The sequence below is a fragment of the Serratia sp. CY31944 genome, from assembly GCF_052169175.1.
Taxonomy (GTDB): Bacteria; Pseudomonadota; Gammaproteobacteria; order Enterobacterales; family Enterobacteriaceae; genus Serratia; species Serratia sarumanii.
Genome location: NZ_JBJNLG010000001.1, coordinates 442,324 through 461,052, shown reverse-complemented (window position 1 = coordinate 461,052; position 18,729 = coordinate 442,324). Strand labels below are relative to the sequence as shown.

Below are 18,729 nucleotides of genomic sequence, written 5' to 3'. Positions count from 1 at the left end.
AATTTCTCATTAAGTCCGTTTTCATATTAATTCAATAACGAGTTAAGGATGCGTCATGTTTAAACAGATTGCACCTTCCGCGGCCGATTCTGTTCCATCGCTGATGGGAGTCTATTTGCAGGATCCCAATCCGCAAAAAGTGAATTTAGGCATTGGCCTCTATTACGACCGGCAGCATGATTTTCGCCCGGCCGCATGTGCTTGCCGGGGCTCAACCCCGGCAATATCGACTACGTGACCGCCGCCATTCTCGACGTCACCCGTACCGTCTAACTTCGCCCGGGAACCCAGCCATGCCACAGATGAATGATTTTGAGCATATTGCCCGCCGTCAGGGCGGGTTGAACAAGCATCTTACCGCCGGGCAGATGTCGATGCTGGCGATCGGCGGCGCCATCGGCACCGGGCTGTTTCTCGGCAGCGCCTACGCCATTCAGATGGCGGGGCCGGCGGTATTGCTGAGCTACCTGATCGGCGGCGTTATTGCGCTGCTGTTGATGGGCAGCCTGGCGGAAATGACCTCCGAACACCCGACGCCCGGCTCGTTCGGCGACTACGCCGAATTCTATCTCGGCCCGCTGTTCGGTTTTCTGGTGCGTTATTCCTACTGGTCTTGCGTGGTGCTGGCGGTGGGCACCGAAGTTACCGCCATCGGCATGTACATGCAGTTCTGGTTCCCGGCGACGCCGACCTGGCCGTGGGTGCTGCTGTTCTCGGCGGCGGTGATCGTCGTCAATGTGATCGGCGTGAAGTCGTTCGGCCAGGTGGAATACGCGCTGTCCACCGTCAAAGTGACGGCGATCGTGGCGTTCATTCTGATCGGTCTCGGCATGCTGGCGTTCTCGGGCAACCCGTCCTACGGCCTGCGCAACCTGACCGCCGGCGGCTTCATGCCGTTTGGCGTCAAGGGCATGTGGTTCGCAACGATCGTGTCTATCTTCAGCTACCTGAGCATTGAAATGATCGCGGTGGCCGCCGGCGAGGCGAAAAATCCGGTGATTGCGGTGAAGGCGGCGTTCAAGGGCACCCTCGTGCGGCTGTTCATCTTCTACATGCTGTCGATCGCCCTGATGCTGGCCATCGTGCCCTGGCGCCAGTCCGGCACCGGCGAAAGCCCGTTCCTGATGGCGATGAACGTCATCCATCTGCCCGCCGCCGCCGGTATTTTCAACTTTATCGTGCTGGTGGCGGCGCTGTCGGCGATGAACAGCCAGCTGTATATCACCACCCGCATGATGTTCTCGCTGTCGCGCGCCGGGCAGGCGCCGGCGGCATTGGGGCGCGTCAGTCGGCGCGGCATTCCGGTCAATGCGTTGGCGATGTCGTGCATCGGCATCGTGGTGTCTATCGTGCTGAGCCTGGTGGCGCCGGAAACCTCGTTCGCCGCCATGATGTCCATTTCGGTGTATGGCGCCTGCTTTACCTGGCTGATGATTTTCGTCACCCACCTGTTCTTCCGCCGCCGGCACCGGCAGACCCACCTGAAATTCCGCATGTGGGGGTTCCCCTATACCACCTTGCTGGGCGCCGGGCTGATGGCGGCGCTGATGATCTCGACCGCGTTTACCGAATTCTTCCGCATGACGCTGTGGTTCGGTATTCCGTTCACCTTGCTGCTGGTGGCGGCCTACCGCTTCCAAAGCCGCCGCGCGGCGGTGCCGTCGCCGTTCAAGGCGCCGGAGGTGGAGTAATGCGAGAGAGGGGCTGAGGCGCGCCTCAGCCCCGGGGATTACAGCTGGCTTTTCGGGATCAGGTGGTCGCCGAAGCTCAGGCGCTGGCGGCCCGGTTCGATTTCGGTCAGCGGCGCCACTTCGCGCAGCGAGGATTTGCAGCGCTGAACCAGATCCTGATATTCGCGGGTGCCGGCGATCTTCCAGGCCAGTTCTTGCTCGGTCAGATCGCGCAGCACGCGCGCCGGGCTGCCGACCACCAGCTTGTTGGCTTCGAGAGTCGCCGCGGCTTTGACGAACGCCATCGCGCCGACGATGGTGTTCTCGCCGATTTCCGCACCGTCCATCACCACCGCATTCATGCCCACCATCGCATTGCGGCGAATGCGGCAGCCGTGCAGGATGGCGCCGTGGCCGATATGGCCGTCTTCTTCCACCACCGTGTCCTGCTGCGGGAAGCCGTGCATCACGCAGTTATCCTGAATGTTGGCGCCGTCGCAGATCACCAGGCGGCCAAAATCGCCGCGCAGGCTGGCATTCGGGCCGATGTACACGTGTTTGCCGACGATCACGTCGCCGATCAGCACCGCCGTCGGGTGCACATAACTGCTGGGGTCGACGACCGGCGTCAGGCCGTCAATCTGATACACAGGCATAGCGTGAGTTCCTTAAAATGTAGGGTCGCGCGGCAGGCCGCCGAAGCGCCGATAGTAGCCGGCAGCCGGCGCGGGCAGGGCGCCGATGGTGGTTTCCGCCAGCGCGCTGACGTACTCCGTCGCGGCGCGATCGACCTGCTGATAGAGATTGATGCACAGATTGCGGGCGATCTGGCCCTCCCACTGCGCGGGCAACAGCGCGTCCGGCAGCAGCGGATCTTTCAACACCACGCGACGGAAGAAGTGAATCAATAATAGCTTAATCTGGAAACAGCGCAGCGGCGTCAGCGCCGCCGGATCGACTTCGCGCAGCAGCGCCATCAGCGGCCGGAAGGAGACGATAAACTCGTGATAGCCGGCCGCCACCTCGCTCAGCGACCAGCAGTCGGCCACCAATTTCTGCAGGGTTTGCTCGGAGCGGTTGTAGGGATAATCGGCGCGGAAATAAATCACCTGCTCACTGGCGTTCAGCTCGCCGAGCAGCGCCGTCACGTCGGTTTGCGCATGGGTGGGAGCGGCCATCAGGTTGCTGGCGATTTGCCCGAACCCGAGCCAGCCCAGCTCTTTTTTCAGCCGCGCGCGCGCGTTTTTTTCGGCGCTTTCCAGCAGCAACAGCTCCCACTTGCCGTCCCAGGCGGGCTGCTCGCGCAGATAGATTTTCGATTCGGCGTGGCGGAACTGGCGCATCCCTTGCTCGGTCACGCGGTAGAAGCTGCGGCGGCCTATTTTCTCCACCGCCAGCCACCCTTCTTTTTGCAGGCGGAACACCGAGGTGCGCACGAAGCGATCGCCGAAGCCGAAGGCCTCCAGCAGCGCGCTCAGGCTGCCGAGCCACACTTCGCCGCCGCGGTGGCTGAGCGCGTCGCCGTACAGCGAAATGATCAGCGAGGTGCCGCTGATCGGCTGCGCGTCGACGGCATGGCGAATGAACTCATCCAGTTTATGTTCCATATTTTTCCATGGGTTAGCCTTCGATGAGCCATAACATTACGCCTAATTTGGGGCGGCGTCATCCGTGACGTCGTGCGCCTCAGCGCGGCCGCAGATCGACCACGCGCTGCGCTTTGCCTTCCGATCGCGGAATATCGCCGCAGTTGGCGATGCTGACGTCGGTGCTGACGCCCACGATCGATTTGATGTGGTGGCGCAGCTGGTGGCAGATGTCGCAACGCTGCTGGTGGCTGAGGCTGAGCGCCGATTCTTTCAGCTCGACGCGCACCGCCAGCGTGTCCAGGTGCCCGCTGCGGCTGACCTGCAGCTGATAGTGCGGCGACAGCTGCTCGAACTGCATGATCTGCTCTTCCACCTGCGACGGGAAGACGTTGACACCACGGATGATCAGCATGTCGTCGGAGCGGCCGGTGATTTTGCCCATGCGGCGCATCTGGCGTGCGTCGCCCGGCAGCAGCCGGGTGAGATCGCGGGTGCGGTAGCGGATCACCGGCAGCGCCTCTTTGGTCAGGGTGGTGAACACCAGTTCGCCGTGCTCGCCGTCCGGCAGGGCGACGCCGGTTTCCGGGCAGATGATCTCCGGCAGGAAGTGGTCTTCCCAAATGGTGGGGCCGCCGCCGCTTTCCAGGCACTCCATCGCCACGCCCGGCCCCATCACTTCCGACAGGCCGTAAATGTCCAGCGCCTTGATGCCCATGCGGGTTTCGATTTCGTGGCGCAGGGCTTCGGTCCAGGGTTCGGCGCCGAACACGCCGAGCCGCAGCGAGCAGCCGCGCGCATCGCCGCCCATTTTGCGTTCCAGCTCGTCGATCAGCGTCAGGCAATAGGACGGCGTCACCATGATGATGTCGGGTTTGAAATCGAGGATCAGCTGCGCCTGGCGTTCCGTCTGGCCGCCGGACATCGGGATCACCGTCGCGCCGAGTCGCTCCGCGCCGTAGTGCGCGCCCAGGCCGCCGGTGAACAGGCCGTAACCGTAGGCGACGTGCACCTTGTCTTTGGCGGTGGCGCCGCCGGCGCGCAGACAGCGGGCGACGATATCGGCCCAGTTATCGATGTCGCGCTGGGTGTAACCCACCACCGTCGGGCGGCCGGTGGTGCCCGAGGAGGCGTGGATGCGCACCACCTGTTCCATCGGCACCGCGAAGGTGTCGAACGGGTAGTTGTCGCGCAGATCCTGCTTGGTGGTGTAGGGGAAGCGCGCCAGATCGCTCAGCTGTTTGAGATCGTCGGGGTGCACGCCGGCCTGGTCGAATTTGCGTTTGTACATCGGCACATTGTCGTAGGCGTGGTGCAGCGTCCACTTCAGACGCGCCAACTGCAACGCTTCAATCTCATCGCGCGAGGCGAATTCGATCGTTTCGAGGGGCTGTGGATTTATTGTCATGGTTAGCCTCAGGGGTCAGACACGCTCAATGATCATGGCGATGCCCTGGCCGACGCCGATGCACATGGTGCAAAGCGCGTAGCGGCCGGCTCGCCGTTCCAGTTCAAACAGGGAGGCCAGCGCCAGGCGCGCGCCGCTCATGCCCAGCGGATGCCCCAGAGCGATCGCGCCGCCGTTGGGGTTGACCTGCGGGGCATCGTCCGGCAGGCCAAGCTGGCGCATCACCGCCAACGCCTGGGCGGCGAACGCTTCGTTCAGTTCGATAACGTCCATCTGCGCCAGGCTCAGCCCGGCGATTTCCAGCACCTTGCGGGTGGCCGGCAGAGGGCCGATGCCCATCAGCCGCGGCTCTACGCCGCAGGTGGCGGTGGCAACGATGCGCGCGCGCGGCGTCAGCCCCTGGCGCGCCGCCATCGCTTCGGAGGCGACGATCAGCGCCGCCGCACCGTCGTTCAGGCCTGAGGCGTTGCCGGCGGTGACGCTGCCGGGCTGACGGAACGGGGTTTTCAGCGCCTGCAGCTGCTCGAGGGTAGTGTCGGGGCGCGGGTGTTCATCCTGGCTAAACAGCGTCACCGCGCCTTTTTTGCCGCTGAGGCTGACGGGGGCTATCTCCTGCGCCAGGTGGCCCAGCGCCTGCGCCCGGGCGGCGCGCTGCTGGCTGCGCAGCGCAAAGGCGTCCTGATCGGCGCGGCTGATGTTGAACTGTGCCGCGACGTTTTCGGCGGTCTCCGGCATCGAATCGGTGCCGAACTCGGCCTGCATCCGCGGATTGACGAAGCGCCAGCCGAGGGTGGTGTCGTACAGCTGCGCCTGGCGGCTGAAGGCGCTGTCGGCCTTGCCCATCACCAGCGGCGCACGGGTCATCGATTCCGCGCCGCCCGCCAGCAGCAGCCCGGCGTCGCCGGCCTTGATGCTGCGCGCCGCCATCGCCAGCGCATCCAGGCCCGAACCGCACAGGCGGTTCACCGTGGTGCCGGAAACGCCGACCGGCACGCCGGCCAGCAGCAGCGCCATGCGCGCCAGGTTGCGGTTGTCTTCCCCTGCCTGGTTGGCGCAGCCGAGGATCACGTCGTCCAGCTGCGCCCAATCCACCTGCGGATGGCGTTCCAACAGCACGCGCAGCGGCAGGGCGGCCAGGTCGTCGGCGCGCACCTGGGCCAGCGCGCCGCCATAGCGGCCGATCGGGGTGCGCACGCCGTCGCAGATAAATGCCTGATTCATGCCTGATCTCCTAAAATGCTGTGGCCGAGGCGGTGCGCGCGGCCGCGGAACCAGGCGACGGTTTTGCCCAGTTGGTTAACGATTTCGACGTCATACAGCCCGGTGGCTTTGCCCTGATGGCGCACCGCCGCGCTGGCGGTAAGGCGGTCGCCGGCCAGCGCCGGGCGGACGAAGTCGATGCTGCAGCCGGAGGCCACCGCCGCCAACCCCTGGCTGTTGCAGGCGTAGGCGAAGGCGGTGTCCGCCAGGCTGAACAGCTGGCCGCCGTGGCAGGTCTGGTGGCCGTTGAGCATCTGCGGGCCGACGGTCATGCTGACCTGAGCGTATCCGGCGTCGACGGCGTCGATGTGCATTCCCATCGCCTGAGCGCAGGTATCTTGCTGGAACATCTGTTCGGCGCAGCGCTGAGCCAGCGCGCGCGGCGTATTGGCGTTCATCGTTCGGCTCCTGGGAAAGAGGCGGGGGAAGCGTAGCGGCGCAGCAACGGCATCGGGCGATAGCGCGCTTCGCCGTAATAGCGTTGCAGGTTTTCCAGCGTCGCCAGAATGTGGCACCAGCCGAGCGCGGCGCCCCAGGCCAGCGGGCCGCGCGGATAGTTGACGCCGCGCAGCATCGCCAGATCGGTATCTTCGGCGCTGGCGACGCCTTTGTTCACCACGTCGAGCGCTTCGTTGGCCAGCATGGCCAGGGTGCGCATCGTCAGCAGGCCGGGGTAATCCGGCAGTTGAATGACCTGCTTGCCAAGGGACTGCAGCAGGCGAATCGCTTTGGCATTGTGTTGCGCATCGTTTTGCGCCGCGCAGCTGATGGCGATGGCGGAGGCGTGCGCATAGTCGGCACAGAGATCGAACAGCACCACGGGCGTTCCACGTTCGTCGGCCAGCTGGCCGGCGGTTTTACCATTGGTTAACATCAGTGTAACGTCGTCGATCGTGACGTGCGGGCTGGTCTGGCCGGGTTGTTTGATCGCCCCCGCATTTTCGATCAACAGTTCCGCCAAATCGGCCAGCGAAGACCAGTCGCCGTGCAGCGTAACGCGTTGCGGCAATGCGGCCTGCGCCAGAGGCGCAAAGGCGATCGCGGCGGCGGATCGCGGTGCGTCGTAGCGGTAGAAACCGCGGCCGGACTTGCGGCCGAGGCGCCTGGCCGCCACCAGTTCCTGCTGCACCAGTGAGGGCGTGAAGCGCGGATCCTGATAGAAGGCCTGATACACCGATTCGGTCACGGCGTAATTGACGTCCTGGCCGATCAGATCGGTCAACTGCAGCGGGCCCATGGCGAAACCGCCGGCGTCGCGCAATACCGCGTCCAGCGTGGCGGCGTCGGCCACCCGTTCCTCCAGCGCGCGCAGGGTTTCGGCATAGAACGGCCGCGCCACGCGGTTGACGATAAATCCCGGCGTCGAGCGGCATACGACGCTTTGTTTACCCCAGCGCTGCGCCAGGGCCTGCAGCGCGGCGAGGGTCTCGGCGCCGGTCTCCAGGCCGCTGACGATCTCCACCAGCTTCATCAGCGGCGCCGGGTTGAAGAAGTGCAGCCCGGCCATGCGCTGCGGATGTTGCAGCGCGCCGGCGATGGCGGTGATCGACAGCGAAGAGGTATTGCTTACGAACAGCGTCGTGGGCGAGCAGATCGCCTCCAGATCGCGGAACAGGCTCTGCTTAATCGCCAAATTTTCCGCCACCGCTTCAATCACCAGCGTGCAGTCGGCCAGCTGCTCGAGCGAGTCGGCGCGTTCGAGGCGCGCCAGCAGCGCTTCGGTGGGCGCGGCGTCGGCCTTGCCGCCGTCTACCCGCTGGCGCAGGCGGCGAGCGAGATCGTCGATCGCGTGCTGGGCGGCGGCGGGCGCGATATCGAACAGCCGCACCGGATGGCCGGCGGCGGCGGCCACCTGGGCGATGCCGATGCCCATGGTGCCGGCGCCGATCACCGCCACCTGGCCGTTAAGAAGGGGCGCATTCATGGCTATTTCCCGCTGAAGTTGGGCGTGCGTTTGGCAAAGAACGCGCTGACGCCTTCGCGATAGTCGTCGCTGCGACCGCCCAGGCGTTGCAGATCGCGCTCCAGATCGAGCTGCTGATCGAGGCTGTTGGTGGCCGAGCTGTAGAGGGCTTTTTTGATCAGCCCCAGGCCATAGGTCGGCTGGGTAGCCAGATGGCGCGCCAGCGTTTGCGTGTGGTCGGCCAATTCATCCGCCGGCACCACCTGCCAGATCATGCCCCACGCCAGCGCCTGTTGGGCGCTGATTTTGTCACCCAGCATGGCCATGCCCATCGCGCGGGCGTGGCCGGCCAGCCGCGGCAGGAACCAGCTGCCGCCGGAGTCAGGTACCAGCCCCAGACGGCAGAACGACTGAATGAAGCTGGCATTGTCGGCGGCGATGACGATATCGCACGCCAGGGCCAGCGCGGCGCCGGCGCCGGCCGCCACGCCGTTGACCGCGCACACCACCGGCTTCGGCAGGGCGGTCAGGCGACGGATCAGGGGGTTGTAGAAACGTTCGACCGACAGACCGAGATCCGGCGCCTGTTGATCGGCGCTGACGTTGCGATCGTTGAGATCCTGCCCGGCGCAGAAACCGCGCCCGGCGCCGGCGATCAGCAGGCAGCGCACGCTGTCGTCGCGCTCGGCTTGCGTCAGCGCTTCGCTCAGCTGGCGATGCATCTCGTCGTTAAAGCTGTTGAGCCGATCCGGCCGGTTGAGGGTCAGCGTCAACACGCCGGCGTCGAGATGGCTGAGAATCAATGCGTTATCCATAAATCAGCGCCCCTGATAGTTTGGCGTACGTTTTTCGAAAAAGGCGGCGATGCCTTCGCGGCGATCGTCGGTGGCGGCCAGGGTGACGAACTGCTGACGCTCCATCGCCAGCCCCTGGCTGAGACCGGTTTCCTCGGCCTGTTTCAGCGCCTGTTTGGCGGCGCGCAGCGCCAGCGGCGCCTGACGGCTGATGCGATCGGCAATCTGCTGCGTGCGTTCCAGCGTCAGGGCATCGACGCACACTTCGCTGATAAGACCGGCCTGCAGCGCGGTGCGGGCGTCGATAGGCTCGCCGGTCAGCACCATCTGGCTGGCGCGCGACTTGCCGACGCAGCGGATCAGGCGCTGGGTGCCCCCGGCGCCCGGCATCAGGCCGAGGGTGATCTCCGGCAGGCCGAAGCGGGCGCTTTCGCCACCGATGACGATGTCGCAGGCCAGCGCCAGCTCACAGCCGGCGCCCAGGGCATAACCGTTCACCGCCGCCAGCAGCGGCTTGCTGAACTGCGCCAGACGCTGCCACAGCTGCGGACGGCGATCCGCCAGCGCGGCCGGCAGATCCTGCTGTTGCAGTTCGCGCAGATCGGCGCCGGCGGCGAAGAAGCGCGCCGCACCGGCGATCACCACGGCGCCCACGCCGCTGTCGGCGTCGGCCTGCTCCAGCCGTGCAACCAGCTGTTCCAGGCACGGCGTGCTCAGGGCGTTGCGCGCCTCCGGGCGATGCAGCGTCAGCGTGACCACGCGGTGCTGCTGCTGATGCAAAATAAAGGGGGTGTCCATCGCGGCTCCTAGACGTCGAAGTCCAACACCACGCCGTCGCCTTTCGGCCACGACTGGCAGCTCAATACGTAGCCCGCAGCCAGCTGATCCGGCTCCAGGCTATAGTTGACGCCCATCTCCACCTTGCCGGCCTTCAGACGGCATTTGCAGGTGGCGCAGACGCCGCCTTTGCAGGCATAGGGCAGGTCGGCGCCCTGGCGCAGCGCGGCGTCGAGAATGCTGTCGTCCTGTTCGCCGATCTCGATATCCAACCGGCGGCCGTCGAGCAGGATCGCCACCCGGGTGGCGTTGCGATCGCCGCTGTGGCGCGGGCGGGCGGCCAAACCGCTGGTGTTGAAGCGCTCGCTGTGGATGTGGTTGGCCGGGACGCCGGCCTGTTCCAGCACGGTTTGCGCGTCGTTCATCATCGATTCCGGCCCGCAGATAAAGGCGTGGTCATAGTCGCGGAAATCCAGCAGCGCGCCGCCGATCGCCGCGAGGCGTTCGCGGTCGATACGGCCGCTGAGCAGCGGGCTGTCGAGACTTTCCTGGCTGAACAGGTACAGCGGCTGAAAACGCTGCGGGTAGCGGTTTTTCAGATCCGACAGCGCCTCTTTGAACATCATCGAACGGCTGTTGCGGTTGCCGTAGATCAGGGTGAAGCTGCTGCCCGGTTCGAGCTGCAGCGTCGCCTTGATGATCGACAGCATCGGCGTGATGCCGGAGCCGGCGGCGATCGCCAGGTAGTTGCCGTGGCGCTCTGCCTGCGGCTGGTAGCCGAAGCGCCCCTGCGGCACCATCACCTCCAGCGCGTCGCCGACCTTCAGCATGCGGTTGACGAAGCCGGAGAAGCGCCCCTGATCAATCGCCTTCACGCCGATCTGCAGCAGGCCTTCCTGCGGCGAACTGCAGATGGAATAGCAACGCCGCAACTCTTCGCCGTTGACCAACGCCTTGAGCGTCAGGTGCTGGCCGGGGGTATAGCGGTATTGGTTTTGCAGCTCTTCGGGCACCCGCAGGGTGATGGCTACGGCGTCCGGCGTTTCGCGCTCGATGGCGGCGACGTTCAGGCGATGAAAGACCGTCATGGTGTCAGCGCTCCTATATGCATTTGAAATAATCGAACGGTTCCCGGCAGTCGCAGCAGCGGTACAGCGCTTTACAGGCGGTGGAGCCGAACTCGCTGATCTTCTCGCTGTGGGTGCTGCCGCAGCGCGGGCAGGCTACCGGGCCGTGGGCGTGCGGCCGATCGCAGGTGTGGCCCTGCGGGGGCGCTACGCCGTATTGCCGCAGCCGCTCGCGGGCGTCGGCGTTCATCCAGTCGGTGGTCCAGGCCGGGCTGAGGCGAATGTCCACCTGCACCGGGCTGAAGCCGGCGGCCGCCAGCCGCTGCTCGATGGCGTTGAGCAGAAATTCGGTGGCCGGGCAGCCGGAGTACGTCGGGGTGAAGGTCACGCGCCAGCCCGCGCCGTCGCGCGCCACGTCGCGCACCATGCCCAAATCGGTGATCGACAGCACCGGCAGCTCGGGATCGCTGATCTGCTGCAGGCAGTGCCAAATCTGCGGAATTTCGGCGGGTTGCAAACGGGTGACGTTCATCGCGGCCTCCTACCATTGCCCGTTTGGATAGGCGCGCTGCAGGAACTGCATTTCCGCCAGCAGCGGGCCGAGGTGTTCGCTGTGCCGGCCTTGCTTGCCGCCGTGCCGGAACGCCTGCTCGGCAGGCAGCGCCAGCGTCGCCTGGCGCAGCGTCTCTTCCACCTGCGCTTGCCAGGGGGCCTGCAGTTCGCGGGGATCGACGGCGATGCCTTGTTCCGCCAGTTCCAGCTCTAGCGCGTCGGCGTGGAACAGCTCGGCGGTGAAGCGCCACAGGTTATCCAGCGATTGCTGGATCTTGCGGTGGCTGACGTCGTTGCCGTCGCCAAGGCGGATCATCCAGCCGTGGCTGAAGCGCAGGTGGTAATCGGCCTCCTTCAGCGACTTGGCGGCGATGGCGGCGATCTGCGCGTCGCGGCTGCGGCTCAGCGCCTGGTGCAGCTGTACGTGGTAGGCATCGAGCAGGAACTGACGCACCAGCGTGTCGTTGAAACCGCCGTTCGGCTGCTCCGCCAACAGCAGGTTATGAAACTGGCGCTCGTCGCGCCCGAAGGCCAGGCTGTCTTCGCTGCAGGGCGGGCCGGCCAGTTCGGCGGCGTAGCCCAGGAAGTTGCGCGCCTGGCCGAGCAGATCGAGCCCGATGTTGGCCAGCGCCAGATCGATTTCCAACTCGGGCGCGTGGCCGCACCAGGCGCACAGGCGCTGGGCGAGGATCAGTGGCGTGTCGCCCTGGCGGAGTAAATAGCTGATGCGCGGATCGTTAACCGTCATGGTCGCCTCTACATGTTCTTGATGCCGTCGGGAATGGTGTAAAACGTCGGATGACGGTAGATCTTGTCTTCGGACGGATCGAAGAACGCGCCGCGATCTTCCGGCTGCGAGGCGATCAGATGGTGCGATTGCACCACCCAGATCGAGCAGCCTTCGTTGCGGCGCGTGTAGGCGTCGCGGGCGTTTTCCAGCGCCATTTGGTCGTCGGCGGCGTGCAGGCTGCCGACGTGGCGATGCGCCAGCCCTTGTTTGCTGCGGATAAACACTTCATACAGCGGCCATTCAACGTGGCTCATGATCTCGGTTCCTTATGTTGGCTATGCGGCGGAGGCGGCGTTTTTCGCGGCGTGGGCCATGGCGCCGTCGCGCACCCAGGCGCCGTCTTCCCAGGCGCGGCGTTTGGCCTGCAGGCGTTCGTGGTTGCATTGGCCGCGCCCTTTGATCACCTCATGCAGCTCGCTCCAGTCGATTTCGCCGAAACGATAGTGGCCGGCGGCGGTGTCCCAGCGCAGCTCCGGATCCGGCGCCGTCATGCCCAGCGCTTCAAGCTGCGGCACGGTGTTGTCGACGAACTTCTGCCGCAGCTCATCGTTGCTGTGGCGTTTGATCTTCCACGCCATGCTCTGGGCGCTGTGGGGGGAGTCGGCGTCGCTCGGGCCAAACATCATCAGCACCGGCCACCAGAAGCGATCGATGGCGTCCTGCAGCATGGCGCGCTGCGTGTCGCTGCCGTTGGCCATCGCCATTACCGCCTCGTAGCCTTGGCGCTGATGGAAGCTTTCCTCTTTGCAGATCTTCACCATCGCCCGCGCATAGGGGCCGTAGGACGCGCGGCACAGCGCCACCTGGTTGACTATGGCGGCGCCGTCGACCAGCCAGCCGATCACGCCGATATCCGCCCAGTTGAGCGTGGGGTAATTGAAGATAGAGGAGTACTTCATCTTGCCGTCGAGCATCTTTTGGTAGATGTCCTGGCGCGAACAGCCGAGGGTTTCGGCGGCGCTGTAGAGGTACAGACCGTGGCCGGCCTCATCTTGCACTTTGGCCAGCAGCACCGCTTTGCGGCGCAGCGTGGGGGCGCGCGTCAGCCAGTTGGCTTCCGGCAGCATGCCGATGACTTCCGAGTGGGCGTGTTGGCCAATCTGCCGAATCAGGTTCTGACGGTAGGCGTCCGGCATCCAGTCTTTGGCCTCAATGGCGATATCCGCCGCGATCTTGTCGTCGAAATGCTGCTGATACTGTGCGTCAGTTGTCATGCTTGCCTCTTGGTGATTCGTATTTTTCACATTAAACATAAAAATGTGAATCACTTTAACTAACCATAAGGCTACAAACTGATAACAAAAAGATCAAACGTAATTAATGTGGTTTTGCGAGGTTACTCACAAGGTTATTTGTTATTTTGTTGATTTCCTTTGATAAAGAAAGTGATTAATTACTTGTTTATGGCAGGTTAAGCGATCTGAAAACGCCTTTTGTTCTCTTTTTGTTAAAATTTGATTTGGCCTCGACTGGCATTTATATGATACGTAATTAAGCTGTATGGTGAAAATTTATGAATTTCGGAGGGCACATGCAGCAGTTACACAGTTATCTTTCTGGCGCCTGGGTGTACGGGCAGGGAGAGGCGCGCGAAATCCGCCACGCGGTGACCGGCGAAGCGCTGTACCAGGTCTGCTCCGACGGCCTGCCGTTGGCGGCGAGCCTGGACTATGCCCGCAGCCGCGGCGGCCCGGCGCTGGCGCACATGACGTTCCAGCAGCGCGCCCAGATGCTGAAAGCGGTAGCCAAACACCTGCTGGCGCATAAAGAGGCGCTGTATCAGATTTCCTATCAAACCGGGGCGACGCGCAGCGACGGCTGGGTCGATATCGAGGGCGGCATCGCCACGCTGTTCGCCTATGCCGGCATGGCCGGCCGCGAGCTGCCGGACGATACCCTGTGGCCGGAAGACGAGCTGATCCCATTGTCGAAACAGGCGCAGTTCGCCGCCCGCCACGTGCTCACTTCACGCCCCGGCGTGGCGCTGCACATCAACGCCTTCAACTTCCCGTGCTGGGGCATGCTGGAGAAACTGGCGCCGACCTGGCTGGCGGGCATGCCGGCCATCATCAAGCCGGCCACCGCCACCGCGCAGCTGACGCAGGCGATGGTCAGGCTGATCGTCGATAGCGGCCTGGTGCCGGAAGGGGCGCTGCAGCTGGTTTGCGGCGGCGTCGGCGACATGTTTGCGCACCTGGATTACCAGGATGCGGTGACTTTCACCGGTTCGGCGCAGACCGGGCAGCGGCTGCGGGCACACCCGCGCCTGCTGGATAAATCGATCGCGTTCACCATGGAGGCGGATTCGCTCAACTGCTGCGTGCTGGCGGAAGACGTGACGCCGGAAATGCCCGAGTTTGCGCTGTTCATCAAAGAAGTGTGCCGTGAAATGACCGCCAAGGCGGGGCAGAAATGCACCGCGATCCGCCGCATCATCGTGCCGGCGGCGCAGGTGGCGGCGGTGCGTCAGGCCTTGCTGCAGCGCCTGGCGGGGGTGACGGTGGGCGACCCACAGCTGGAGCAGGTGCGCATGGGGGCGTTGGTCAGCCACGAGCAGCGTGATGATGTGCAAAGCAAGGTGGAGTTCCTGCTGCGCAACGGCTGCGAACCGCTCTGTGGCGCGGCGCTGGATAAGCTGGAGGTGCTGGGCGACGGCGCGCGCGGCGGGGCGTTTTATCCGCCGACACTGCTGTATTGCGCCGATCCGTTCACCCATCAGGCGGTGCACGGCACCGAGGCCTTCGGCCCGGTGGCGACGCTGATGCCGTATGCGGATACCGAACAGGCGATCGCGCTGGCGTTGCTGGGGCAGGGCAGCCTGGCGGGCTCGCTGGTGACCGCCGATCCGGCATTGGCCACGCGCTTCATTCGCGCGGCGGCCTGCGCCCACGGCCGCATGTTGATTTTGGATGAGCGGGCGGCGGCGGAGTCCACCGGCCACGGTTCGCCGCTGCCGATGCTGGTACACGGCGGCCCGGGGCGCGCCGGCGGCGGTGAAGAGCTGGGCGGGCTGCGCGCGGTGAAACACTATATGCAGCGCACGGCGATCCAGGGCAGCCCGGCGATGCTGGCGGCCATCGGCGGCGAATGGGTGCGCGGCGCGCCGGTCGCCGAGCATCCGGTGCATCCGTTCCGGAAATACTTCGAGCAGCTGCAGCTGGGCGATAGCCTGTTGACCGCGCGCCGCACCGTGACCGAAGCGGATATCGTTAACTTCGCCTGCCTGAGCGGCGACCATTTCTACGCGCACATGGACAAGATCGGCGCCGCCGACTCGCTGTTCGGCGAGCGGGTGGCGCACGGTTACTTTGTGGTGTCCGCCGCGGCCGGGCTGTTTGTTGACGCCGCCGTCGGGCCGGTGATCGCCAACTACGGCATGGAAAATCTGCGCTTTATCGAGCCGGTGAAGATCGGCGATACCATTCAGGTGCGGTTGACCTGCAAAAAGAAAATCCGCAAGCCGCAGAAAACCGCCGAAGATCGCCCGCACGGCGTGGTGGTGTGGGATGTGCAGGTGTTGAATCAGCAACAGCAGCCGGTGGCGCTGTACAGCATTCTGACGCTGGTGGCGCGCCAACAGGGGGACTTCGAGGCGTGATGCGCGTTTGCCGCCGCCGGCTCCCGGCGGCGGTAAATCATTCAGATCAGCGGCTGACCGCGCAGCTGTTCAAGCACTTTCAGCGGTGAACGCTGCGGATCCTGCATCTTATTCACCGGCAGCAGGAAGGTCTGTTCCAGCATAAACTGGCCGCCCATCGCGGCATGCGGCGTTTGATCAGAGAAGCAAATCCAGCTGCTGCCCGGCGAGAACGTCAGCGCCAGCTGCGGCCCCCGTTGCTGATAATCACCGTCGGCCTTCATGGCGTCATGCAACTGCAGCATCAGGTGGTCATAATGGCTGCGGCGGGTTTTGGTGATGCGCACCTGGTGCTGCAGCCAACTGCCGAAGGCGGAGTAGCGAGCGAGACGCGGCATAAAGCGTGCCGCCAGCTCAGGGAACGGCTCGCCGACCCGCCATTGGCGATGCTCGCCGTGCGGGTTGATGTTGGTGAAAATGCGCAGAATGCGTTCGCCGTAGTTCGGGCGTGACGGGAAGGCGTCAATGTGCAGCCGGCTGTCGTCTTTGCGCCAGGAACTGGCCGCTCGCCAGGCGGAAACCGGATGTAAACGCAGGCTGCCGGTCGGGTGGTGCAGCGCCTCCTGATATTCGGGCAACAGCCCGGCGATCAGCTGGCGGCAGGATTGGTAATAGCGTTCCAGCAATTGCTGAACCTGCTGCCGGCGTTCCGCGACGGCGACGCCGCTCAGCTTGCCGGACAGCGGTTGGTAGCTGATGTTTTTGCGCTTCGGGTCGACCAATGTCGGATCCAGCAGCGGCATTTCCTGTTCAGACAGGGTGAAGGCCAGTTCGGGCAGAAACAGCACCTTGCCCTGTTCCAGTTCGTTGACCGCGCTGGATGCTTCCGCTGCCGCCCATTGTCGCAACGACAGCGTCAGGACGGCCTGTTCGTGCATAATATCGCCAGTAGGCATGAGATCTCCTTGCAAATCTATATCGCTTTATTCCTGCTTTTCAGGTTGCCGCGTGATTGGCTGCACTGGCTTGCGCAGTGGCTGGCTGGAGCGGCGTCAGCAGGCCGCCCAATGGCAACGTGAAATTTGTGGGTTCTATTATGGCTGTATCAGCAGGGCGCAATGCGCCGAAGCGTGCGATGGCTTCCTGATAGATAGAATAATCCTGATAAGGGTATCACCGGCAATGCCAATGAAAAGTAAACGGGGTATAAACGAGGCAAGGTATAGGCACGAATAATCAAAAAAGGCACAAATTGCCTGCTGAATAGCGTGTTTTATCTTATTGAATTGTAATGAAAATAAATATACTGCTTATTATTTCCGTTATTTTGTTCAGAGTGCAGGGTAAACCGGTGAAATAATGTTTCGTGAGGGAACTACTTCATTTTTCTGGCGAATAAATCGGGCCGCCAAATCTTGGTGACCCGATTATTGGTTAAGCGCCGTAAATGCAGTTTTTGCCTTTTTTCTTGGCCTGATACAACGCACTGTCCGCCTCATTGATAAAGCTGATCGGCGTATCGTTATACATATGCGGCACTTTGGCGCAGATGCCGATGCTGATGGTAACGATGCCGTGCGGGTTGCCCTGATGCGGAATTTTCAGATCGCGCACCGCGTTGATAACGCGCTCGGCGAAAATCAGTGCGCCTTGCACGTCGGTATCCGGCAGGATAATCCCCATCTCTTCGCCGCCGTAGCGCGCCAGGACGTCGTTGCTGCGGCAGGCCAACCCTTTGAGCGTTTGGCCGATCTGCTGCAGGCACTGGTCACCGGCGACGTGGCCGTAGCTGTCGTTGTACTGTTTGAAATAGTCGATATCCAGCATCAGCAGCGCCACGCTGCGGTAGTTGCGCGAAGCCCGCGCCAGCTCGTTCTTCAGCGCGATATCAAACTGGCGGCGGTTGGCCAGCCCGGTCAGGCCGTCCAGCAGCGCCAGCTCTTCGAGCATCTGGTTGATGCTGGTCAACTGATCGCGGGTGCGCATCAGCTCGGCTTCGGTTTGCATGCTGTGCTTGATTTGCCGCAGTAGCACCATGCCCATCGCCAACAGGATCATCAGCAGCGAGAGGCCGCCCGCGGCGAACAGACCGGCGTCGGTGCGCCAGTCCGCCAGCGCGTCGCGTTTCGACAACCCGGCGGCGATCACCAGCGGAAAGCGGTTGACCCGCGAATAGCCGTAGATGCGCTCCACTTTGTCGTACAGCGAGGTGATGGTGGCGTTGCCGAACTCCGAATGCGGTAAAATTTCGCTGAACAACACGCCCTTGGCGATGTTTTTACCGATCGACGCCGCCGAGTAAGGGCGGCGGTAAAGGATGGTGCCGTCCGCCAGCAGCAGGTTCAGTGAGGCGTCGGTGTTGAGGGCGAAGCTGTCGTAAAACTGGCGGAAATAATCGACGTACAGCGTCGCCAGCACCACGCCGCCAAAGCTGCCGTCCGAATTGTTGAAACGCCGCGAAACGGGAATGATCAGATCGCCGGTGGTGCGGCTGCGGATCACCTTGCCGATGTACAGGCCGCCGCCGTCGCGGTTTTGATGGTATTTGAAGTAATCGCGATCGGCGTTGTTGGCGTTCTTGATGAATTTGCCCGAGGAGGTCGCCAGCCAGCGGCCGCGCGCATCGTAGAGAAACAGCCCGTGCAGCTGCGGCAGGTTGCCGACCTGCGTCTGCATGACGCGCTGCAGCCGCGTTAGCTGCGATGGGCCCAACCCGTCGGTTTGGAGACGTTCGGTCAGATCGAGCAGGTTGCCGTCCACCTGCATGAAAGTATCGTCGGCATGCTGTGCCAGCGAGCGGGCGAGGTTGGCGGACTCATGCTCGGCGCTGCGCAGATCGCGCTGATGCGCGTTCCAGATTTGCCAGCTGTTAAAGAGGATCAGCGTGGCGGCAACGATGATGACAAACACGCCGGCCTGAAATAATAATGGGGAGCTTTTAGCGCTGCGCGCCGGCACGGCATCCTGTATGGGTTGCTGCTGAGTCATGTCACCCTTGTTGTTTGATTACTATTCAATTTGAGTTAAGAGCAATCTTATATTTTATGCATAAATGCGCCAGACCTCTAGCCCTTAACGTGGCGATAGCGAGAAAGGGCGTTTGCACCCCGTATCAGCGGCGGGGTGAATACTGCGGAGTGAAAGAGCCATGTCGGATTACATCATTATCGCTTTACTGACGCTGGCGGTGTATTACCCCCTTACGCTGGGGACGCTGGCGGTGATGATCTACTTCGCCTGGCGGCGGCGCCGGTCGCCCTATTGGCGGTTGGGATTGGCGCTGTTGGCGCTGCTGTTCGTGCTGTTCGCCAAGGCGGCGTATGACTGGCACCGCTATGGCTAGCG

19 protein-coding genes are annotated in these 18,729 nt (G+C 63.5%); 4 read left to right on the top strand and 15 right to left on the bottom strand.

The annotated features are described in order from the left end of the window. The first annotated feature begins 55 nt into the window (after positions 1 to 55). Together ACJ8IN_RS02245 and ACJ8IN_RS02240 are read left to right on the top strand one after the other, a co-directional pair. Positions 56 to 238, top strand: a complete 183-nt coding sequence (locus ACJ8IN_RS02245; protein ID WP_072265542.1) for a hypothetical protein — start codon at positions 56 to 58, stop codon at positions 236 to 238. A gap of 55 nt (positions 239 to 293) precedes the next feature. Beyond that, on the top strand, positions 294 to 1,691 hold the full coding sequence (locus tag ACJ8IN_RS02240; protein WP_308325858.1) for an amino acid permease: 1,398 nt from the start codon (positions 294 to 296) through the stop codon (positions 1,689 to 1,691). A gap of 38 nt (positions 1,692 to 1,729) precedes the next feature. On the opposite strand, the gene paaY is transcribed toward ACJ8IN_RS02240, so the two are convergent. From paaY to paaA, 13 genes are all read right to left on the bottom strand, one after another. After that, positions 1,730 to 2,326, bottom strand: a complete 597-nt coding sequence (paaY, locus tag ACJ8IN_RS02235) for a phenylacetic acid degradation protein PaaY (RefSeq protein WP_033635110.1) — start codon at positions 2,324 to 2,326, stop codon at positions 1,730 to 1,732. Positions 2,327 to 2,338: 12 nt separating this feature from the next. Continuing rightward, positions 2,339 to 3,277 carry a phenylacetic acid degradation operon negative regulatory protein PaaX gene (paaX, locus tag ACJ8IN_RS02230; protein WP_038872178.1) on the bottom strand — a complete coding sequence of 313 codons (939 nt, stop codon included), beginning with the start codon at positions 3,275 to 3,277 and terminating at the stop codon, positions 2,339 to 2,341. Positions 3,278 to 3,356: 79 nt separating this feature from the next. Continuing rightward, entirely contained in the window at positions 3,357 to 4,664 is a 1,308-nt protein-coding gene (paaK, locus tag ACJ8IN_RS02225; protein WP_033635108.1) for a phenylacetate--CoA ligase PaaK, read from the bottom strand. A 15-nt stretch (positions 4,665 to 4,679) separates the two neighbouring features. Then, entirely contained in the window at positions 4,680 to 5,885 is a 1,206-nt protein-coding gene (gene pcaF, locus ACJ8IN_RS02220) for a 3-oxoadipyl-CoA thiolase (RefSeq protein ID WP_308325857.1), read from the bottom strand. Next, on the bottom strand, positions 5,882 to 6,322 hold the full coding sequence (gene paaI, locus ACJ8IN_RS02215; protein ID WP_016927190.1) for a hydroxyphenylacetyl-CoA thioesterase PaaI: 441 nt from the start codon (positions 6,320 to 6,322) through the stop codon (positions 5,882 to 5,884). Before paaI ends, pcaF begins: the two co-directional genes overlap by 4 nt. Continuing rightward, positions 6,319 to 7,848 carry a 3-hydroxyacyl-CoA dehydrogenase gene (locus tag ACJ8IN_RS02210; RefSeq protein ID WP_308325856.1) on the bottom strand — a complete coding sequence of 510 codons (1,530 nt, stop codon included), beginning with the start codon at positions 7,846 to 7,848 and terminating at the stop codon, positions 6,319 to 6,321. The genes paaI and ACJ8IN_RS02210 overlap by 4 nt, the downstream gene beginning before the upstream one ends. 2 nt (positions 7,849 to 7,850) lie before the next feature. Then, positions 7,851 to 8,642, bottom strand: coding sequence for a 2-(1,2-epoxy-1,2-dihydrophenyl)acetyl-CoA isomerase PaaG (gene paaG / locus ACJ8IN_RS02205; RefSeq protein ID WP_049197270.1), 792 nt, complete (start codon positions 8,640 to 8,642; stop codon positions 7,851 to 7,853). Between the two features lie 3 nt (positions 8,643 to 8,645). Continuing rightward, the gene (gene paaF / locus ACJ8IN_RS02200) at positions 8,646 to 9,419 is read right to left on the bottom strand and encodes a 2,3-dehydroadipyl-CoA hydratase PaaF (protein WP_033635100.1); all 774 of its coding nucleotides are present in this window, start codon (positions 9,417 to 9,419) and stop codon (positions 8,646 to 8,648) included. Positions 9,420 to 9,427: 8 nt separating this feature from the next. Then, positions 9,428 to 10,486 (bottom strand): 1,2-phenylacetyl-CoA epoxidase subunit PaaE, encoded by a 1,059-nt coding sequence (gene paaE, locus ACJ8IN_RS02195; RefSeq protein ID WP_308325855.1) that lies wholly within the window; start codon positions 10,484 to 10,486, stop codon positions 9,428 to 9,430. Between the two features lie 13 nt (positions 10,487 to 10,499). Beyond that, positions 10,500 to 10,997: a 1,2-phenylacetyl-CoA epoxidase subunit PaaD gene (gene paaD / locus ACJ8IN_RS02190; protein ID WP_033653577.1), complete on the bottom strand. Its 498-nt coding sequence runs from the start codon at positions 10,995 to 10,997 to the stop codon at positions 10,500 to 10,502. Positions 10,998 to 11,006: 9 nt separating this feature from the next. After that, the gene (gene paaC / locus ACJ8IN_RS02185) at positions 11,007 to 11,765 is read right to left on the bottom strand and encodes a 1,2-phenylacetyl-CoA epoxidase subunit PaaC (protein WP_033635097.1); all 759 of its coding nucleotides are present in this window, start codon (positions 11,763 to 11,765) and stop codon (positions 11,007 to 11,009) included. Between the two features lie 8 nt (positions 11,766 to 11,773). Beyond that, positions 11,774 to 12,061, bottom strand: a complete 288-nt coding sequence (gene paaB, locus ACJ8IN_RS02180; RefSeq protein ID WP_103772248.1) for a 1,2-phenylacetyl-CoA epoxidase subunit PaaB — start codon at positions 12,059 to 12,061, stop codon at positions 11,774 to 11,776. Between the two features lie 21 nt (positions 12,062 to 12,082). Further along, on the bottom strand, positions 12,083 to 13,021 hold the full coding sequence (paaA, locus tag ACJ8IN_RS02175) for a 1,2-phenylacetyl-CoA epoxidase subunit PaaA (RefSeq protein ID WP_237726309.1): 939 nt from the start codon (positions 13,019 to 13,021) through the stop codon (positions 12,083 to 12,085). 317 nt (positions 13,022 to 13,338) lie between these two features. Here paaA and paaZ point away from each other — a divergent pair, with 317 nt between their 5' ends. Continuing rightward, positions 13,339 to 15,405 carry a phenylacetic acid degradation bifunctional protein PaaZ gene (paaZ, locus tag ACJ8IN_RS02170; RefSeq protein ID WP_060422375.1) on the top strand — a complete coding sequence of 689 codons (2,067 nt, stop codon included), beginning with the start codon at positions 13,339 to 13,341 and terminating at the stop codon, positions 15,403 to 15,405. 41 nt (positions 15,406 to 15,446) lie between these two features. On the opposite strand, the gene ACJ8IN_RS02165 is transcribed toward paaZ, so the two are convergent. Together ACJ8IN_RS02165 and ACJ8IN_RS02160 are read right to left on the bottom strand one after the other, a co-directional pair. Then, positions 15,447 to 16,340, bottom strand: coding sequence for a Kdo hydroxylase family protein (locus tag ACJ8IN_RS02165; protein ID WP_060422372.1), 894 nt, complete (start codon positions 16,338 to 16,340; stop codon positions 15,447 to 15,449). Between the two features lie 478 nt (positions 16,341 to 16,818). Continuing rightward, a complete protein-coding gene (locus tag ACJ8IN_RS02160; RefSeq protein WP_060422369.1) occupies positions 16,819 to 18,372 on the bottom strand; it encodes a sensor domain-containing diguanylate cyclase in 1,554 nt (517 codons plus the stop codon). Positions 18,373 to 18,532: 160 nt separating this feature from the next. Between ACJ8IN_RS02160 and ACJ8IN_RS02155 the strand changes: the two genes are divergently transcribed. Further along, a complete protein-coding gene (locus ACJ8IN_RS02155; protein ID WP_060427371.1) occupies positions 18,533 to 18,727 on the top strand; it encodes a hypothetical protein in 195 nt (64 codons plus the stop codon). Positions 18,728 to 18,729: the final 2 nt, after the last annotated feature.